13 protein-coding genes are annotated in these 15,958 nt (G+C 43.5%); 11 read left to right on the top strand and 2 right to left on the bottom strand.

Features of this window, described 5'->3' with window-relative positions:
* From ACVS9P_RS10150 to ACVS9P_RS10135, 4 genes are all read left to right on the top strand, one after another.
* A complete protein-coding gene (locus ACVS9P_RS10150) occupies nt 1-672 on the top strand; it encodes a class D sortase (RefSeq protein ID WP_452103423.1) in 672 nt (223 codons plus the stop codon).
* 18 nt (nt 673-690) lie between these two features.
* Nucleotides 691-1,578, top strand: coding sequence for a hypothetical protein (locus tag ACVS9P_RS10145; protein ID WP_452103422.1), 888 nt, complete (start codon nt 691-693; stop codon nt 1,576-1,578).
* A gap of 248 nt (nt 1,579-1,826) precedes the next feature.
* A complete protein-coding gene (locus ACVS9P_RS10140) occupies nt 1,827-3,668 on the top strand; it encodes an NAD(P)-binding protein (protein ID WP_452103421.1) in 1,842 nt (613 codons plus the stop codon).
* The gene (locus ACVS9P_RS10135; protein ID WP_452103420.1) at nt 3,662-5,431 is read left to right on the top strand and encodes a [FeFe] hydrogenase, group A; all 1,770 of its coding nucleotides are present in this window, start codon (nt 3,662-3,664) and stop codon (nt 5,429-5,431) included. Before ACVS9P_RS10140 ends, ACVS9P_RS10135 begins: the two co-directional genes overlap by 7 nt.
* Before the next feature lie 52 nt (nt 5,432-5,483).
* Here ACVS9P_RS10135 and ACVS9P_RS10130 read toward each other — a convergent pair whose 3' ends face one another.
* Both ACVS9P_RS10130 and ACVS9P_RS10125 read right to left on the bottom strand, forming a co-directional pair.
* On the bottom strand, nt 5,484-5,669 hold the full coding sequence (locus ACVS9P_RS10130) for a hypothetical protein (RefSeq protein ID WP_266163532.1): 186 nt from the start codon (nt 5,667-5,669) through the stop codon (nt 5,484-5,486).
* A gap of 82 nt (nt 5,670-5,751) precedes the next feature.
* On the bottom strand, nt 5,752-6,303 hold the full coding sequence (locus tag ACVS9P_RS10125) for a methylated-DNA--[protein]-cysteine S-methyltransferase (protein ID WP_452103419.1): 552 nt from the start codon (nt 6,301-6,303) through the stop codon (nt 5,752-5,754).
* A 274-nt stretch (nt 6,304-6,577) separates the two neighbouring features.
* Between ACVS9P_RS10125 and ACVS9P_RS10120 the strand changes: the two genes are divergently transcribed.
* The 7 genes from ACVS9P_RS10120 to ACVS9P_RS10090 all read left to right on the top strand — a co-directional run bounded on the left by ACVS9P_RS10120 (nt 6,578) and on the right by ACVS9P_RS10090 (nt 15,956).
* Nucleotides 6,578-7,642: an exo-alpha-sialidase gene (locus tag ACVS9P_RS10120; protein ID WP_452103418.1), complete on the top strand. Its 1,065-nt coding sequence runs from the start codon at nt 6,578-6,580 to the stop codon at nt 7,640-7,642.
* 170 nt (nt 7,643-7,812) lie between these two features.
* Entirely contained in the window at nt 7,813-9,876 is a 2,064-nt protein-coding gene (locus tag ACVS9P_RS10115; protein ID WP_452103417.1) for a hydantoinase/oxoprolinase family protein, read from the top strand.
* A 1-nt stretch (nt 9,877) separates the two neighbouring features.
* On the top strand, nt 9,878-11,620 hold the full coding sequence (locus ACVS9P_RS10110) for a hydantoinase B/oxoprolinase family protein (protein WP_452103416.1): 1,743 nt from the start codon (nt 9,878-9,880) through the stop codon (nt 11,618-11,620).
* Nucleotides 11,621-11,650: 30 nt separating this feature from the next.
* Nucleotides 11,651-12,655: an SIS domain-containing protein gene (locus ACVS9P_RS10105; RefSeq protein ID WP_452103415.1), complete on the top strand. Its 1,005-nt coding sequence runs from the start codon at nt 11,651-11,653 to the stop codon at nt 12,653-12,655.
* A gap of 193 nt (nt 12,656-12,848) precedes the next feature.
* Nucleotides 12,849-13,571: a GntR family transcriptional regulator gene (locus ACVS9P_RS10100; protein WP_452103414.1), complete on the top strand. Its 723-nt coding sequence runs from the start codon at nt 12,849-12,851 to the stop codon at nt 13,569-13,571.
* A gap of 483 nt (nt 13,572-14,054) precedes the next feature.
* Nucleotides 14,055-14,921 (top strand): PfkB family carbohydrate kinase, encoded by an 867-nt coding sequence (locus ACVS9P_RS10095; protein ID WP_452103413.1) that lies wholly within the window; start codon nt 14,055-14,057, stop codon nt 14,919-14,921.
* Between the two features lie 48 nt (nt 14,922-14,969).
* Complete coding sequence (locus tag ACVS9P_RS10090; RefSeq protein WP_452103412.1) at nt 14,970-15,956, top strand: ABC transporter ATP-binding protein; 987 nt, start codon at nt 14,970-14,972, stop codon at nt 15,954-15,956.
* Nucleotides 15,957-15,958 lie beyond the last annotated feature (2 nt).

Genomic DNA, 15,958 nt, shown 5'->3' with positions numbered 1-15,958 from the left:
ATGGAACATCGATTTCAAAAAAAATCCAGAAAAAGCAATGGGGTAAAATTTATTTTTTATCCCATTGCTTTCTTTCTGTTAACTGTTTTCCTGATAGCCGTTGCATTTGGTCCTGTTGTCATGCCATATGTAAATATGATGGATTTGGCTTTTACGTCCAGCACTCCTCAATTTGATGAAAATGCTGCCAATATTTATCAGGGCTCCGTTCAGAATACGGGGGATACCTTAAAAAGCAGTGATATCAAATTTCCTTCTGAAGGAGAGACTTTTGGAGAGCTGCACATTCCATCGGTGGGGATCGACGCGCCCCTTATTTATGGAGACAACATCAAAAACATGATTAATGGGGTGGAGCTTTATTCTGGAACTTACCTTCCCGGACAGGGGAGAACCATCTTGATTGGCGGACATAATAACACTTATTTTCTCCCACTCCCGAACGTCAATGTTGGAGATCAGGTAGAAATTTGCACAAATTATGGGACTTATCTTTATGAGATTACCGGTTCGCAGACGACTCGATACGATAATACGACTGCCTATGACCTGACAAAGCAGGAAGAAAACCTGATTCTCTATACCTGTCACAATATAGCAGGGATTGGTGCGACTCCCTATCGTGTATTTGTCTATGCTAAATATGTTTCCGGGCCTGAGATCTTATCATAAAAGGGGAGGGAAAATGGAATGTCAATAAAATCAAATGCAGACCATAGGCCAATTATGAAACATATCATTTCATGGATTCTATCCTTTTTTTTAAGCCTTTTTCTCTTTTTGCTTTCCTGTGCGGTTCTCCTTCAAATGACGGTCCTTTCTCCGTCTTTTCTGAAAGAACAGATTGTCAAAAGCAATGCGGTTTCTTATTTGACACAGGACTTGAGGGAAACTTTTGTATCTTATGGAATCAGCAGCGATTTTGATGAAGCGTTTTTTGATTCAGCGTTAGATGAAACTCAGGTTCAGTCGGATCTTTTTGAGGAAGTGGATCGATTATATGATCCTTCTGCTCCGGAGATCGATCTTGACGGCTTCCAGAAGGAAATGTATCAAAAGCTTTTGGAAAACGTAAAAGAACGGAACATTGAAGTGACGGATACCGTTGATGGGGCTTTGCAGTATCTTGCACAGGTTTGCCGCGAAAGCTATCAGGAGACGATTCATATTCCATTATCTTCGTATGCTTCCGGTATGCTGCAATTTTTAAAGAAACCAATCTTAATAGCGACCATTGGATTGACTGGTTTATCGCTTTTTGTGATAGCATTTCTTTACTTTCTTCGGCATAAACGTTCTTTTTGCCGCTACTGTATTTATGCCTGTTCCGGTGCCGCTTTAACACTGTTTGTCCCATGGGCTGTTGTTGCTTTTTCGGGCAGAATTGAGAAAATTGGGATTACTCAAAAAGCGCTTTATGCTCTGATTACAACTTATGCCCATCAGGCGCTTTCTTTGCTCCTCGTGACGATAGGAATCCTTGTACTGGTGGCTGTTGTTTTGCTGATTGTTTATTTTGTGTTGGGAAAGAAGTATCACCAAATAAAACATAGCAATGATTCTATAAAAGAATTCTAGATTTTTTAGGATAAGCACATCAGAATCAAAAAATTAATTTTCAACTCTCCTTTTAAAGCACATAGCGATTTATGCAATGGGCTTTAAAAGGAGAGTTTTTATATATCAAGTGCAGCTAGAAATATTTTGTAAAATTTTTTTAAAAGAAAGATGTTTTTTATTTAACATTCCTTAAAAGTATGATACAGTATTAATGTTCACGTTTTAACAAAGGTTGTCGAAATAAAATTTTTTAAGAAGTGATATTTATGAGCCGATTATATATTAAGACGCAAAGTGAACCACAGGCGGTTGTAGAGCAGCTTTACCGGAGTGTGGAGCAGCGGATCGCGGCAAGTCCTCCGGGGTTGTGCCCAATCGACATGGCACTGAATTTTTTAAACTTATGCCATGCGCAGACCTGCGGAAAATGTGTGCCGTGCCGAATCGGATTAGGTCAGCTGTCTGAAATGCTGCAGCGGGTGCTCGATGGCGAAGCTTCCATGCATATCCTGCATCAAATTCATGTGACCGCACAGGTCATTGTGGATACGGCAGACTGTGCGATCGGTGTAAATGCAGCACAGCTTGTTCTTCAGGGATTACAGGGCTTTCGGGATGATTACGAAGAGCATATTCTTCATCACCGCTGCCTAGGAGCTTTACATACACCGGTTCCTTGTGTTGCACTTTGCCCGGCGGGAGTCGATATTCCGGGATATATTTCTCTGATTAACAGCGGACGCTGCGATGACGCGATCCGCTTGATTCGAAAAGATAATCCAATGCCGCTTGCTTGCGGATATATTTGTGATCACCCCTGCGAAGCGCGCTGTCGCCGAAGCATGGTAGATGACCCAATCAATATCCGCGGCCTTAAACGCTATGCTGCCGATCATGCGAGCGAAGTACCGCAGCCAAAATGCGCACCATCTACCGGCAAAAAGATTGCGGTTGTAGGCGGTGGACCTGGTGGATTGTCGGCTGCCTATTATCTTGCGCTGATGGGCCACAAGGTTACGATCTATGAACATCATCGGCAGCTAGGCGGGATGATGCGGTATGGAATTCCGGATTACCGGTTGCCAAGAGAAAAAATGGATGCAGAAATTCGTTCGATTTTGACCTTGGGAATTGAAGTAAAAACAGAGATCAATGTAGGAACAGATATTACATTTAGTAAATTAAAGCAAGACTATGACTGCTTGTATCTTTCGATCGGAGCCAACAGTGATAAAAAACTGGGGATTGAAGGGGAAGATGGCTGTCATGGTGTCGTTTCGGCTGTGGAACTTTTAAAGCATATCGGGGACAACGAGATGCCCGATTTTACGGGTCAAAGGATCGTCGTTGTAGGCGGCGGAAACGTTGCAATGGATGTGACGCGCAGTGCCATACGGCTTGGTGCGAAAGAAGTGACTTGTGTGTATCGGCGCCGTCAGGAAGATATGACCGCGCAGAAAGAAGAAATTGTCGGAGCGATTGCAGAAGGAGCCGAAGTCCAAACTTTGCAGGTTCCTATTCGGATTGAAGCGGATGAAAAAGGCAACGTAGCGGCACTTTGGACCCAGCCGCAGATTATCGGAGAGAAAGATTCCCGCGGACGTCCACGCCCTAAAACAGCAGATGTCCCGCAGAAACGGATCGCTGCAGATATTGTTGTAGTGGCGATCGGCCAGGGAATCGAGACGGCCGGATTTGAACAAACCGGCATTAAAATCCAGCGCAGCGGTACCTTGCTTGCAAATTCGAATACGGAGATGCCGGAGATGGAAGGCGTCTTTGCCGGAGGGGATTGTGTAACCGGCCCGGCTACCGTTATTCAGGCGATTGCAGCCGGAAAGGTGGCAGCTGCCAATATTGATGAATATTTGGGGTTCCATCATGAAATCAAAGCCGAGGTCGAGGTGCCGACTCCACGGTTTTATGATATGCGGCCGCGAGGGCGTATCGATATTACGATGCGGGAGGCTTCAGAGCGAAAATGTGACTTTGAATGTATTGAATGCGGCATGACGGATGAAGAAGCCAAACAGGAATCGTCTCGCTGTCTGCGGTGCGATCACTTTGGATATGGAAACTTTAAGGGAGGTCGTGAAAAACAATGGTAAACGCAACAATAGACGGCCTTTCTGTCTGTGTAGAAAACGGAACTTCAATTTTGGACGCTGCAAAAAGTGTTGGAATTTTGATTCCGCATTTGTGCTATCTTAAAGAGATCAATGAAATTGCAGCTTGTCGTGTCTGTGTCGTGGAAGTGGATGGGACAGACCGCCTTGTGCCGGCCTGTAATAATGAATTGCTCGAGGGCATGGTGGTTCGCACGAATTCTCCTCGTGTTCGGCAGGCTCGGCGTACCAATCTGCGGCTGATCCTTTCACAGCATGATACGAGCTGTACGACCTGTATCCGCAACGGAAACTGCATGCTGCAAAAGCTTTCCAATGATCTGAACATTCACTATCAGCCATATCGGGTTCGTATCGAGCGCACGGAGATCAATATGGATGTGCCCTTGATTCGAGAGGCTAGTAAGTGTATTAAATGTATGCGGTGTATCCAAATCTGTGATAAAGTACAGAATATGAAGATTTGGGACGTGGCTGGAACCGGGTCGAGAACAACGGTTGATGTTTCCTATAATCGGAAACTGAAGGATACCGACTGTACTTATTGCGGACAGTGTGTGACCCATTGTCCTACTGGGGCACTGACCGCTAGGGATGATACAAATGAGGTGTTTCACGCTTTGGCAGATCCGGAAATCACAACGGTAGTGCAGGTTGCGCCCGCTGTTCGGGTAGCGTGGGCGGAAGCATTTCAGCTTTCACCGGAATTTGCAACGATTGGCCGCTTGGTTTCAGCTTTGCGGCATGTTGGTTTCGATTATGTTTTTGATACCGATTTTTCCGCTGATTTGACGATTGTAGAGGAAAGCCATGAGCTTGCTAAAAAATTGACTCATCGCAATCAATATCGTTGGCCGATGTTTACTTCCTGCTGCCCGGCGTGGGTACGGTTCTTGAAATCGCAGTACCCTTCTTATGTGGATTGCCTTTCTACAGCGAAATCTCCGCAGCAGATGTTTGGATCGGTAGTGAAGAGCTATTTTGCAGAGCAGAAGGGAATTGATCCCAAAAAGCTGTTTGTAGTTTCTATCATGCCCTGCATTGCAAAAAAGCAAGAAAGTGAATTGCCGACCATGAAAGATGCTCACGGAGTGCCATCGGTAGATGCTGTACTTACCACCCGTGAGATCTGTCGCGTTTTTCACAGTGAACATATTGTACCGGTCAATTTAAAGGAAGAATCCTTTGATTCTCCGCTGGGTACTAGCACGGGAGCCGGAGTGATCTTTGGTGCTACCGGAGGCGTAATGGTTGCCGCGCTGCGTTCGGCGTATTGCTTTTTGACTGGGTCTAAGCCGGATCCGGATGCTTTTCAGCTTGTTTACAAAACGCACCCGTGGAAAGAAGGAACGTTTTCTATTCCGAAAATCGGAAAGGTTCATGTGGCAGCGGTAAGCGGTCTTTCCAATACGCGCAGACTGATGGAAGCAATCGATAAAGGTGATGTTTCCTATGACTTTGTAGAAGTGATGGCCTGTCCGGGAGGCTGTGCCGGAGGCGGCGGACAGCCGATTCATGAAGGGCTGGAACTGGCAGAAAAGCGCGGAGAGTGTCTCTGGCAAATTGATTCCGCGATGCCTCTTCGCTTCTCCCATGAGAATCCGGAAGTTCAAATTTTGTATCGAAAATATTTAGGACAACCACTTAAGGGAAAAGCACACGATCTTTTACATACCAATCATAATGCGTGGAAAATGCCATCGCAGATTTTAAAAGAAAACGAAGAAAAATCAAAAGAAGATTAAAAAAGAAGCCTGCAAGTTGATTCATGAGAACCAATTTGCAGGCTTCTTTCTTTCATGAAAAAGCGGAAAAGTTTTCAGAAGCAAGACTGTCTACCAGTGCACGCATTTCGTTTTTGGAATCGATCGTGTGCGTTTTTTGAAGAATAGCTTCTTTTTCCTCTTTAGATAAGGATTCAAATTTTTGCATGGCTGCTTCATTTTGTGCCAACGCCATACCGAATCCCAAAGGCAGCTCCATGTCTTTCAAAGCAATCACCTCTTTTTCAGTATGGACAAATCGAAAGTTAACATACGGAAAAAGGAAAAAATAATGGATTTGTCTATGACTTTTGTGAGGCTGATTTTGCCTTTTTTTCACGTTGTATTTTTAATAGATCAACACCTTCTAGCTCCAGCAGCTTTTGCTTTTTATCAATCCCTCCTGCATAGCCGGTAAGGTTCCCATTTGTACCGATGACCCGATGGCAGGGAATGATGATTGAAATTGGATTGTGTCCTACCGCACCGCCGACTGCCTGTGCAGACATCTTTTCTTTTTTCAGGATGACTGCCGCTTCTTTGGCAACCTCCCCATATGTCATGACTTGGCCGTATGGGATAGAGCATAAGATTTTCCAGATTGTTTGGCGAAATTCGCTGCCGGAAGGAGAGAGAGATAGTTCGGAAATAGAAGGCTTTTCGCCTGCAAAATATCGATCCAGCCAAAGTTTCGTCATGGATAAGATGGGCAGATTTTCCTGCTCAATTGGGGGATCTGACAAAGTGCTTTTGAAATATTTTTGTCCCTCAATCCATAGCCCTACTAGGGATTGATCGGTTGCGACTAGAGATAGAAAACCAACGGGTGAGGAATAATGTGATAAATAGTACATGGTTTTGTCCACCTGTCATTCTAAAAGACTCATTGATTAATTTCGTGTGATCAGAATAAAGACAGCATCAAAGCTCAGTCTTTTTCTAAATCTGCTTTTATTTTACTCGTAGAATCATTTTCTGACAAGTGCAAATTTACTTAATAAAAAAAATTATGTGCATAATTTTTGTTTAGTACTTGCATTTTATGGAGATCTAACTATAATACAATTAGATATGAAAAATAATGTAATAGAACGATATATAAGAATTTAAAAGAAAGGGGCCGATTGAATGAGTGAAATTTCTCTGACAGACATCGAGACGTATGGAAAAAACGGTTACGACATGTACCGGGTGCCAGGGATGGTGGTGCTTAGCAACGATGACGTTTTGCTGTATTACGAAGCGCGTGCTGCTGCGTCGGATCAGCGAAGATTGCTCTTGCGGCGAAGCTGTAACAGAGGAAAAAGTTTTGGGGAACCTTCCGCTTTAAAAAAAGAAAAAGACGGAGTTATGGTGCATAATCCTCTGATGATTTCAGGAACGGGAAAGGAGGTTTATTTTTTCTGGAATGAGGATTATAAACGACTGTATTTTCAGAAAAGCCAAGATTATGGGGAAAGCTGGCTGCCTCAGGTGGAGCTGACAAATGTTGTGGAAGGCTGGAGAAAAGATTGGCCATTAACATTGTTTGCAGTTGCACCGGGGCACGGCCTTCAAATGAAAAATGGAACTTTGGTGCTTCCTTTGTGGCTCAGCTGTGGAATCAATGCTCATAATCCGGCCTGCTTTGCTTCTTTGTATAGTGAAGATCATGGGGATACATGGAAAAGAAGTAATTTAGTGCTTTCCAATGATGATGTCCTTGATCCTACGGAGGGAGAAGTTGCGGAGCTTTCAGACGGCAGTTTGTTGGCAACTTTGCGCCATGGAGCACCGGAAACTCGTCTCAGGGCTTTTGTCAGGGGAACTCCGGAACATTGGGGCAATGCTTATCTGGACCCTTCTCTGCCGGATCCGATTTGTGCCGGGAGCATTTTATCTTTACCCGACCAAACTTTACTTTTTTCAAACTGCGCATGGAAGGATGAAGCATATCTTTTACAGTATCGTGCAGGAGGAACATTGCATTGGAGCAAGAATGCGCGGCAGAATCTGACTTTGCGGAGAAGCATGGATAATGGAAAAACATGGAGTAAAGGAATTCAGCTTTTAAAACAGGGAGGATATTCAGATTTGGGATGCAGTGTAGACGGGGACTTTCTCTACTGCTTCTTTGAACGTGGTTGGATAGGCGGTGACTGTATTTATAATAAGCATTTGACTTTTGCCCAAATTAAAAGAGAAGTTTTTTGAATCATTTAAATTTTTATTATTGTTAATAAAGAAAGTAATTAACCAGATACTATTGACAAATATCCAGCAGTAAGATATATTACAAATTGAGTTGTACTATAACGTTACATTATAAAAGACCATTAACAAACAAATAGTATGACTAAAAAGTATTAACGAGGTGAAAATCCATGGGTTATATGATTGGTGTCGATGTGGGCGGCACTTTTACAGACTTTTCGGTTTTCAATCAGGAAACTGGAGAACTGTTCCATTACAAAGACAGTTCCACACCGGCGGATCCTTCCCGGGCAATCGTAAAAGGAGTTCGGGATGTACTGGAGATTAAGAAAGCAAAAGCTGATGAAGTCGTTTATTTGGCGCATGGCACAACAGTCGGGACAAATGCCCTGATTGAGAAAAAAGGCGCACGTATGGGATTGATTACAACCAAAGGATTTAAAGATCTGATGGAAATCGGGACACAGCGTCGTCCTTCTCTTTATAATTTGCAGGCACAAAAGCCGGTACAGCTCATTCCGTCCGGTTTAAATTGTACGGTTCCGGAAAGAATCCTTTTTAACGGCGAAGTAGAGACTCCTTTGGATGAGGAGGAGACCAGAAAAGTAATTCGGTATCTGAAATCTAAAAAAGTTTCCAGCATTGCAGTCTGCACACTCTTTAGCTTTATTAATCCGAAGCATGAAGAGCGGATCAAAGAATTGATTGCAGAGGAATTTCCGGAAGCATATGTTACGATTTCCAGTGAACTGACACCGGAATTCCGGGAATATAGCCGCATGAGTACAACCGTTCTCAATAGTTATCTTGGACCGGTCATGAAAGAGTATGTGCATAATTTCCGCGAATCGATTCGTGACCTTGGAGTAGAAGTGGAACCGTATATCACGCAGTCTAATGGTTCGATTATTTCGATTAAAGAAACAATCGACTGCCCCATTAAATGTGCAGTTTCCGGACCTTCTGCAGGAGCGGTTGCCGCCTCTTATATTGGCAAACAATGCAATGCCGATAAGGTCATTACATTTGATATGGGCGGAACCAGCGCAGATATTTCTCTGATAGAAAATTATACGCCGCAGGTTTCCAATGAGCGTGATGTAGAAGGATATCCATGCCGGATTCCAATGATCAATATCATTACGATCGGAGCAGGCGGCGGCTCTATTGCAAAAATCGATGAAGGCGGCGCACTGAAGGTTGGCCCACGTTCGGCCGGTGCAACGCCGGGACCTGCCTGTTATGAGCGCGGCGGAGAAGATCCCTGCGTAACAGACGCCAACATTGTTCTTGGAAAACTCAATCAGAAAAAGATCCTCGGCGGCAGAATGGATGTCAACGTACAACTGGCACAGGAAGCCATTCAGAAAAAGATTTGTGATCGGAGCGATCTGAGCATACCAGAAGCGGCAAACGGAATTATTACCGTTGTCAATTCCAACATGGTGCGTGCGGTGCGCAGCGTATCAGTAGAAAAGGGATACGATGTGCGTGAATTCAGCCTGATGGCATTTGGCGGAGCGGGACCGTTACACGCCTGCGAAGTTGCCAAAGACCTCGGAATTCATACCGTTATCATTCCGCCGCATCCGGGTACTTTCTGCAGCTTGGGTCTGCTCCTTGCAGATACCAAATTTGATATGAGCCGGACTATGATTGTAGACGGTGTTGCTAAAAATCTTGCTGCAGTAAATGAACAGTTCCAGAGTATGATGCAGCAGGGAACAGAGTCGCTGGATCGTGAAGAGGTACCGCAGGATCGCCGCAAATTTGAATTTTCTATTGACATGCGTTATCAGCGCCAGAATTTTGAAATTAACATTCCGGTAAGCAGCGGCAAAATCAGTAAAAAAGAGATGGAAAAGGCAATCCGTGATTTCCATGCGGAACATAAGCGCAGCTACGGATACTGCAATGAAAAAGCAGCAGTACAGTTTGTCAGCTATCGTGTGTCTGCAATTGGAATCATCGATAAGCCGGAAATGAAGCCTGCTCCGCTTACCCCTGATGCTCCTCTGCCAAAACCGATTGAAACCCGCAAAGTATTGTTCCAAGGGAAAAACGAATATGTGAAAGCTCCGGTTTACCAGCGCTTTGACTTTGTACCTGGACAAACACTTTCCGGTCCGTGCATTTTGGAACAGATGGATACGACGCTTGTGGTTCCCAAAAACTGGACTCTTCATGTGGACGGATATGAAAACTTGTTGATTAAAGATAACGAGGTGAACTGAAATGGCGGGAAAGAAAGCAGATACCGTTACGGTAGAAGTGGTACGAAACCTTTTAATGAGTATTGCTGAAGAGACTTATGGAATCATTATCCGCAGTGCTTATTCGACGAATATGAAAGAGCGCCATGATGTTTGCACTGCTGTAATCGATCCCGATGGAAACAGTGTGGCACAGGTGGAAAGCTTAGCGGCTCTTCTTGGCTCTATGCTGAGTGTTGTACCGAATATTTATGAAAAATTCGGCAAGGAAAATGTAAAGCCCGGCGATATGTTTATTGCAAACGACCCCTATCATGGCGGCGGCAATCATCTGCCGGACATTGTTATGGCAGCACCTGCCTTTTCTGGTGAAAAACTGATTGGTTGGATCGCAAATATTGCCCACCATTCTGATATCGGCGGAAAAGTACCTGGTTCCACTTCGGGGGATGCGGACAGTATCTTCCAGGAAGGAATCCGCATTCCTGTCATTCGGATTCGTCAGGGCGGAGAACTGATTCCCAGCGTTATGGACATGCTTTTGGATAACACCCGTGTACCGCAGGAGCGCTATGGAGATCTCACAGCACAGATGTCAGCAAACTTGATCGGAATCCAGAGAATTGAAGAAGCGTATGAACATTATCAGGATACGCTGATTGATTGTATGGAAGAACTGATTCGATATTCAGAGCGCCGTGTACGTGCAGTTGTCAAAAAGCTGCCTGATGGGACCTATCCTTATATCGACTATGTAGACGGCTGCGGCGATAAATATCCGGATCCTCTGCCGATTTCTGTGGCAGTGACCATTAAAGGGGATCACCTGATCTTTGATTTTACCGGGACTGCAGATCAGATTGAGGCACCAATCAATGTACCTTATCCCTGCACGAAAGCGGCCGTGTTTTTTGCAGTAAAAGCACTCATGGGCAGTGATATTCCTGCCAATGAGGGAATTAATCGTGCAATTCAGATCATTGCACCGAAGGGCTGTATTGTTAATCCAAATGAGCCTGCGCCAATCGGAGCACAGATTGACTGCAGCCAGCGTATTCCAGATGCGATTTTTGGAGCACTGGCACCGGTGTTCCCGGATACCGTTGTAACAGCAGGAAATGGTGCCTGCACAACAACAATCCTTTCCGGAAATGGAGAAATCGGTACCGATAACGTCTTTATTTTCCATGAGGTAATTGCTGGCGGCGGCGGAGCATCGCGTCACTATGATGGCCTCTCCGGGGTACAAGTGAATATGACAAATACCTCTAATATGCCGATCGAAGCGACAGAGATGGAGTTTACAAAGATTCTTGCCCGAAAATATGAACTCAAAAAAGATTCCGGAGGCGCTGGACAAATGCGCGGTGGCTGCGGAATCGAGAGAGAGCTGGAAATTCTGCAGGATCATGTTTTATATACCGGCCTTGGCGATCGTCATAAGTTCCATCCGTGGGGATTAGAGGGAGGTCTCGAAGGAGGCACCGGAGGATTCTATCATGTTGAAACGGACGGCAAGATCACGAAAATGGGGCATAAGACAACCAGTAAACCGATGAAAAAGGGCGATGTGATCCGTGTAATTACGCCGGGAGCCGGCGGATACGGAGATCCTAAAAAACGTCCGGTAGAAAAAGTCTTGAAAGATGTTGTCGAACAGAAAGTATCAGTTGAAAAAGCAAAAGAACTGTATGGTGTTGTTATTTTGGAAACTTCGGACGGAGACTACCATGTTGACGAAAAAGCGACTGCAGCACTGCGCTGATTACAACTTAATAGGAAAGGAAGTTTTTATATGATCAAAGGAATGCAGGAAGTTACCGATGTTATGGAGCAGGTAAAAGCTCAGTTCGAAAAAGTGAATGGCGGGCTTAAGTATGTCGTTTTTGTAGCCTGTGGTGGTTCTTTCGCTTCTTCTTATCCGGCACGTTATCTTCTGAATGCTGAGAGTACCAATCTTAGTGTATTTGGATATAACAGCAATGAGTTTGTTCATGCAACGCCGAAATGCGTTGGAAAAAACAGCTTGGTGATCTGCACATCAACAAAAGCAACAGCAGAAACAGTAGAAGCTGTCAAAACAGCGAAAAAACTTGGTGCTGTTACGATTGGACTTACCGGTTATGCCGATAGCCTGACAGCTAAGACAGCCGAGTATTATATTACCTATTATCATGCAGATGAGTGGTATGAAGACGCTTCTCTGGTTCATTACAACAGCCAAGGAACAGCCCTTAAGGTCGCGTTCTGGCTTTTAAAAGAGTATGACCACTATCAGAATTATGAGAAAGCTTTAGAAGCTTTTGAAAAACTTCCTGCAATCTATGCCGCTGCGCACGAGACAATGAAACCGATCTCGGTACAGTTTGGAATGCGGTATAAAGATGATACCGTTTTCAATGTTTTAGGCAGCGGTGTTGCATGGGAAGCTGTTTATTCCGATGCGTTTTGCTTCTTCCAGGAAATGCAGACGGTACATTGTGTCCCGATCCATTCCGGAGAGTATTTTCATGGTGCATTTGAAACAACCGATGCAAGTTTGGCGGTTTTGCTCTTAAAGAGTGTAGGACGTACCAGATACTTGGACGAACGGGCAGAGCGTTTCCTTGATCAGTTTGGCGGACATCATTTTGTGGTTGATGCGAAAGAATTGGGACTCGATCAGCTCGACGCTTCTGTTGCGGAATACTTTAATTCCTTGCTTCTGCATCCAATCAGTAAGCAGTTAATTGCTGCAATGGGAGAGGTTCGGATGCACCCCATGACTTATCGCAGATATATGTGGAAATTTAATTATTAATCAGATCAGGTTATCTTTTTAGTGTTTGACTTTTTAAAGCAGGCTTCGCCTTTTTTTCTTCGGGCGGACCTGCTTTTTTGAAAAAAATAAATATATGAAATGTTGTGATTTCATATAAAACATATTATAATGATTAGCAGTGGTGATTATATTTATGTAATTTAAAAATTAGATAAAAAGGGAAGAAAACATTATGGAATTAAATTATGAGAGCATTGTGCCGCTGTATGAACAGATCATGGAGAGCATCAAGCAGGAAATGAATAGCGGAAGTCTGGCTCCACATCAAAAACTGCCAACAGAAGATGAGCTAAGTACGCAGTATGGTGTAAGCCGAATTACGATCCGAAGAGCGATTGCAGAGTTGGTTAAGCAGGGCCTTGTTGAAAAAAAGCAGGGCAAAGGGACTTTTGTTGCTGCGCCAAAATTACGTAAAGCATTTAATCGCCCTGGAATGAGCTTTACAGAAATTTGTGCTGCGAATGGAATGAAGGCCAGTGCGAAAATACTCTTTTCCGGAGTGGAAATTCCCCAAAATGAACAGGTAGTCAAATGGTTGGGACTGAGCCCGGGAGCCCAGGCAGTCAGAATTTTGCGCCTTCGCTATGCAGATGGTCGCCCTCTGGTGATCGAGGATAACTATTTTTCTATGGAATATGCTTATTTGTTGGCGGTCGATTTAGAGCATAATTCTCTGTATCACTATCTTCGTGAGAAAAAAGGAATTGAAATTATTCCGGGTGAAGTGATCCTTCGTTTAGTCCGCGCCGATTCTAAAACGGCAAAATTGTTGGAAGTGAGCCGCGGAACTCCCATGCTCCAGATTGACAGCTGTACCCGAAAGGGAGATGGGGATGTTCTGCATACCTGTCATCAGGTAGGGTACGGTGAAGATTTCGATTTTATTGTGCGCTGAAAAAATTATTATTTTTATTATCATTGTTTGAGATCAATTTTATGCCATTGAATTTTTTATTTATCTTAGAAAATTCAATGGTTTTTTTAAACTTTTTAAAAGTTTTTAGCCCTTTTATTTTGCAAATTATGAATTTTATGATGATAAAAAGTTCAAAATGAATGGATTTTTTCTGTTTCAACTTCGAAAAGTAATAAAAAAAGGCTCAAGTTTTTGTGAAGATTTAAAAAACAACGAATGATTTGGATATTAATTAATTTTGTTAAAAAATTACCAAAAGATTGATGAAATAAAATGAATACTAAATATTATGCGACTAATAATTGACTTTTAAAAAAAATTGGTGTATATAATGATATATAAGATATTATATTGGAACAATATAAAAAGAGGAACAACTGATATCTTAACATTGAAATAATCAAAGTGGGAAAATGCAGGATTATAATTTTCGATTTTCTATTACTGCGGAGGGTAACGGATATGATTAGAACGATTGGAATCGGAGATAATGTCTGCGATAAATACCGGCATTTATCGCAAATGTTTCCAGGAGGGCAGGCGCTGAATTTTGCTGTTTACTGTCGAATGGAAAAACAGCAAAGTGCTTATCTGGGTGCTTTTGGGAACGATGCGGTAGCTGCGCATGTAAAACATGTTTTAGATTTATTGGGCGTGGATCACTCTCATTGCAGAGAGTATCCGGAAGAAAATGGTTTTGCAATGGTTGACCTGAAAAATGGAGACCGGGTTTTTATTACAAGCAATAAAGGCGGTGCTTTAAGGAATCACCCATTGGTGCTCTCTCAGGAAGACCTTCAGTATCTGAATGAATTTGACGTTATGCACACCAGCAATAATAGTTATATCGTCAAAGAACTGCCTAAATTGCAAAAACTAAACGGAATTTTATCTTATGATTTTTCTGGTTCGTGGAAAGATAAGGAACAGACCCAAAAAATTTGTCCTTATCTGAATGCGGCATTTCTCTCTTGTTCTTCCTTATCAAAAGAAGAAGTGCAGGATCTGGAAATTAAGATGTATGGTTGGGGCTGTGGATTGATTACTGCAACCCGTGGAGAAAAAGGCGCCATTCTTTATGATGGAAACTGCTTTTATGAAAATGTTCCGCATTTAGTGAAAGCAATCGATACCCTTGGTGCCGGCGATTCTTTTGCAACGGGAGTCCTTCTGGTTTATGGGGAAGGCAGAAAAGAAGGGCTTTTGCAGAAAGATTCAGAAGCTTATCGTGAGATGGTGAAGCAGGCAATGGAAAAAGGGGCAGAGCTGTCCGCGAAAACGTGCATGACCTATGGAGCTTTCGAATATGGAACAAAGATGGTTCCGTAATTTAGATGTTTTTATCTTCTATATCACTGGAGAAAGAAGGCGATTCGCTTGGAGAAAGAGTTATTGCAGGTAAAGGATTTGCAGATGGTATTTGAGAACAAAAAAAGATCCTTTACAGCAGTAGATAATCTGAGCTTTTCTATACAACGTGGAAAAACGCTTGGAATTGTAGGAGAAAGCGGCAGTGGAAAAACGATGGCTTCCCTTTCTGTAATGGGATTGTTGCCTAACCAGGGAAGAATCAGCGCTGGAGAGATCATTTTTGAGGGAAAAGATCTCAGAAAATGTTCGGAAGCACAAATGAATAAAATTCGCGGTTCCGAAATGTCCATGATTTTTCAGGATTCCATGATGAGCCTGGATCAGGTGTATACGGTTGGATATCAGATTTCTGAAGCAATTTTGGCACACGAAAAAGTGAGTCGGCAAGAAGCAAAAAACAGAGCCCTCTCATTGATTGGGGCGGTCGGAATCCCACACCCGGATCGAGTCTATGATTCCTATCCGTTTGAACTTTCCGGAGGAATGTGCCAGCGGATTATGATCGCAATTGCACTTAGCTGTAATCCAAAACTCCTTTTTGCGGATGAACCTACTACGGCGCTCGATGTTACCGTACAGGCGCAGATTTTGGATTTGCTCAAAGATATGCAAAAAAAATATCAGATGGGGATTGTGCTGATCACACATGATTTAGGCGTTGTTTCAGAAATTGCAGATAATGTGATTGTGCTTTATGCCGGCCAATCCATGGAGATCGGTTCTACAGAAGTCATCATGCATAACCCCAGTCACCCTTATACTTCCGGCCTCATGAAGGCGATCCCAAAGGTCGGAGAAAAGAAGGATATGCTTTACAGTATCGACGGAATGGTACCGGATATCCGACATATGCCAAAAGGCTGCCGTTTTTGCACCAGATGCCCATTGGCAGATGATCGGTGCAGAGAGGAACAGCCTCAAATGCGGGAAATCGAACCCGGACATTTTGCGCGGTGCCATAAAGCGGTTCCGCAGGCGAAAGGTGGTTGTTGAAG

The organism is Caproicibacterium sp. NSD3 (assembly GCF_053613275.1).
The sequence above is the reverse complement of the archived record's forward strand: the minus strand, read 5'-3'. Positions and strand labels throughout refer to the sequence as shown.

Excerpts from the sequence above, each read along its gene's own strand:
- ACVS9P_RS10150 (WP_452103423.1), top strand. The coding sequence starts at position 1 with ATGGAACATCGATTTCAAAAAAAATCCAGAAAAAGCAATGGGGTAAAA.
- ACVS9P_RS10145 (WP_452103422.1), top strand. The coding sequence starts at position 691 with ATGTCAATAAAATCAAATGCAGACCATAGGCCAATTATGAAACATATC.
- ACVS9P_RS10140 (WP_452103421.1), top strand. The coding sequence starts at position 1,827 with ATGAGCCGATTATATATTAAGACGCAAAGTGAACCACAGGCGGTTGTA.
- ACVS9P_RS10135 (WP_452103420.1), top strand. The coding sequence starts at position 3,662 with ATGGTAAACGCAACAATAGACGGCCTTTCTGTCTGTGTAGAAAACGGA.
- ACVS9P_RS10130 (WP_266163532.1), bottom strand. The coding sequence starts at position 5,669 with ATGGAGCTGCCTTTGGGATTCGGTATGGCGTTGGCACAAAATGAAGCA.
- ACVS9P_RS10125 (WP_452103419.1), bottom strand. The coding sequence starts at position 6,303 with ATGTACTATTTATCACATTATTCCTCACCCGTTGGTTTTCTATCTCTA.
- ACVS9P_RS10120 (WP_452103418.1), top strand. The coding sequence starts at position 6,578 with ATGAGTGAAATTTCTCTGACAGACATCGAGACGTATGGAAAAAACGGT.
- ACVS9P_RS10115 (WP_452103417.1), top strand. The coding sequence starts at position 7,813 with ATGGGTTATATGATTGGTGTCGATGTGGGCGGCACTTTTACAGACTTT.
- ACVS9P_RS10110 (WP_452103416.1), top strand. The coding sequence starts at position 9,878 with ATGGCGGGAAAGAAAGCAGATACCGTTACGGTAGAAGTGGTACGAAAC.
- ACVS9P_RS10105 (WP_452103415.1), top strand. The coding sequence starts at position 11,651 with ATGATCAAAGGAATGCAGGAAGTTACCGATGTTATGGAGCAGGTAAAA.
- ACVS9P_RS10100 (WP_452103414.1), top strand. The coding sequence starts at position 12,849 with ATGGAATTAAATTATGAGAGCATTGTGCCGCTGTATGAACAGATCATG.
- ACVS9P_RS10095 (WP_452103413.1), top strand. The coding sequence starts at position 14,055 with ATGATTAGAACGATTGGAATCGGAGATAATGTCTGCGATAAATACCGG.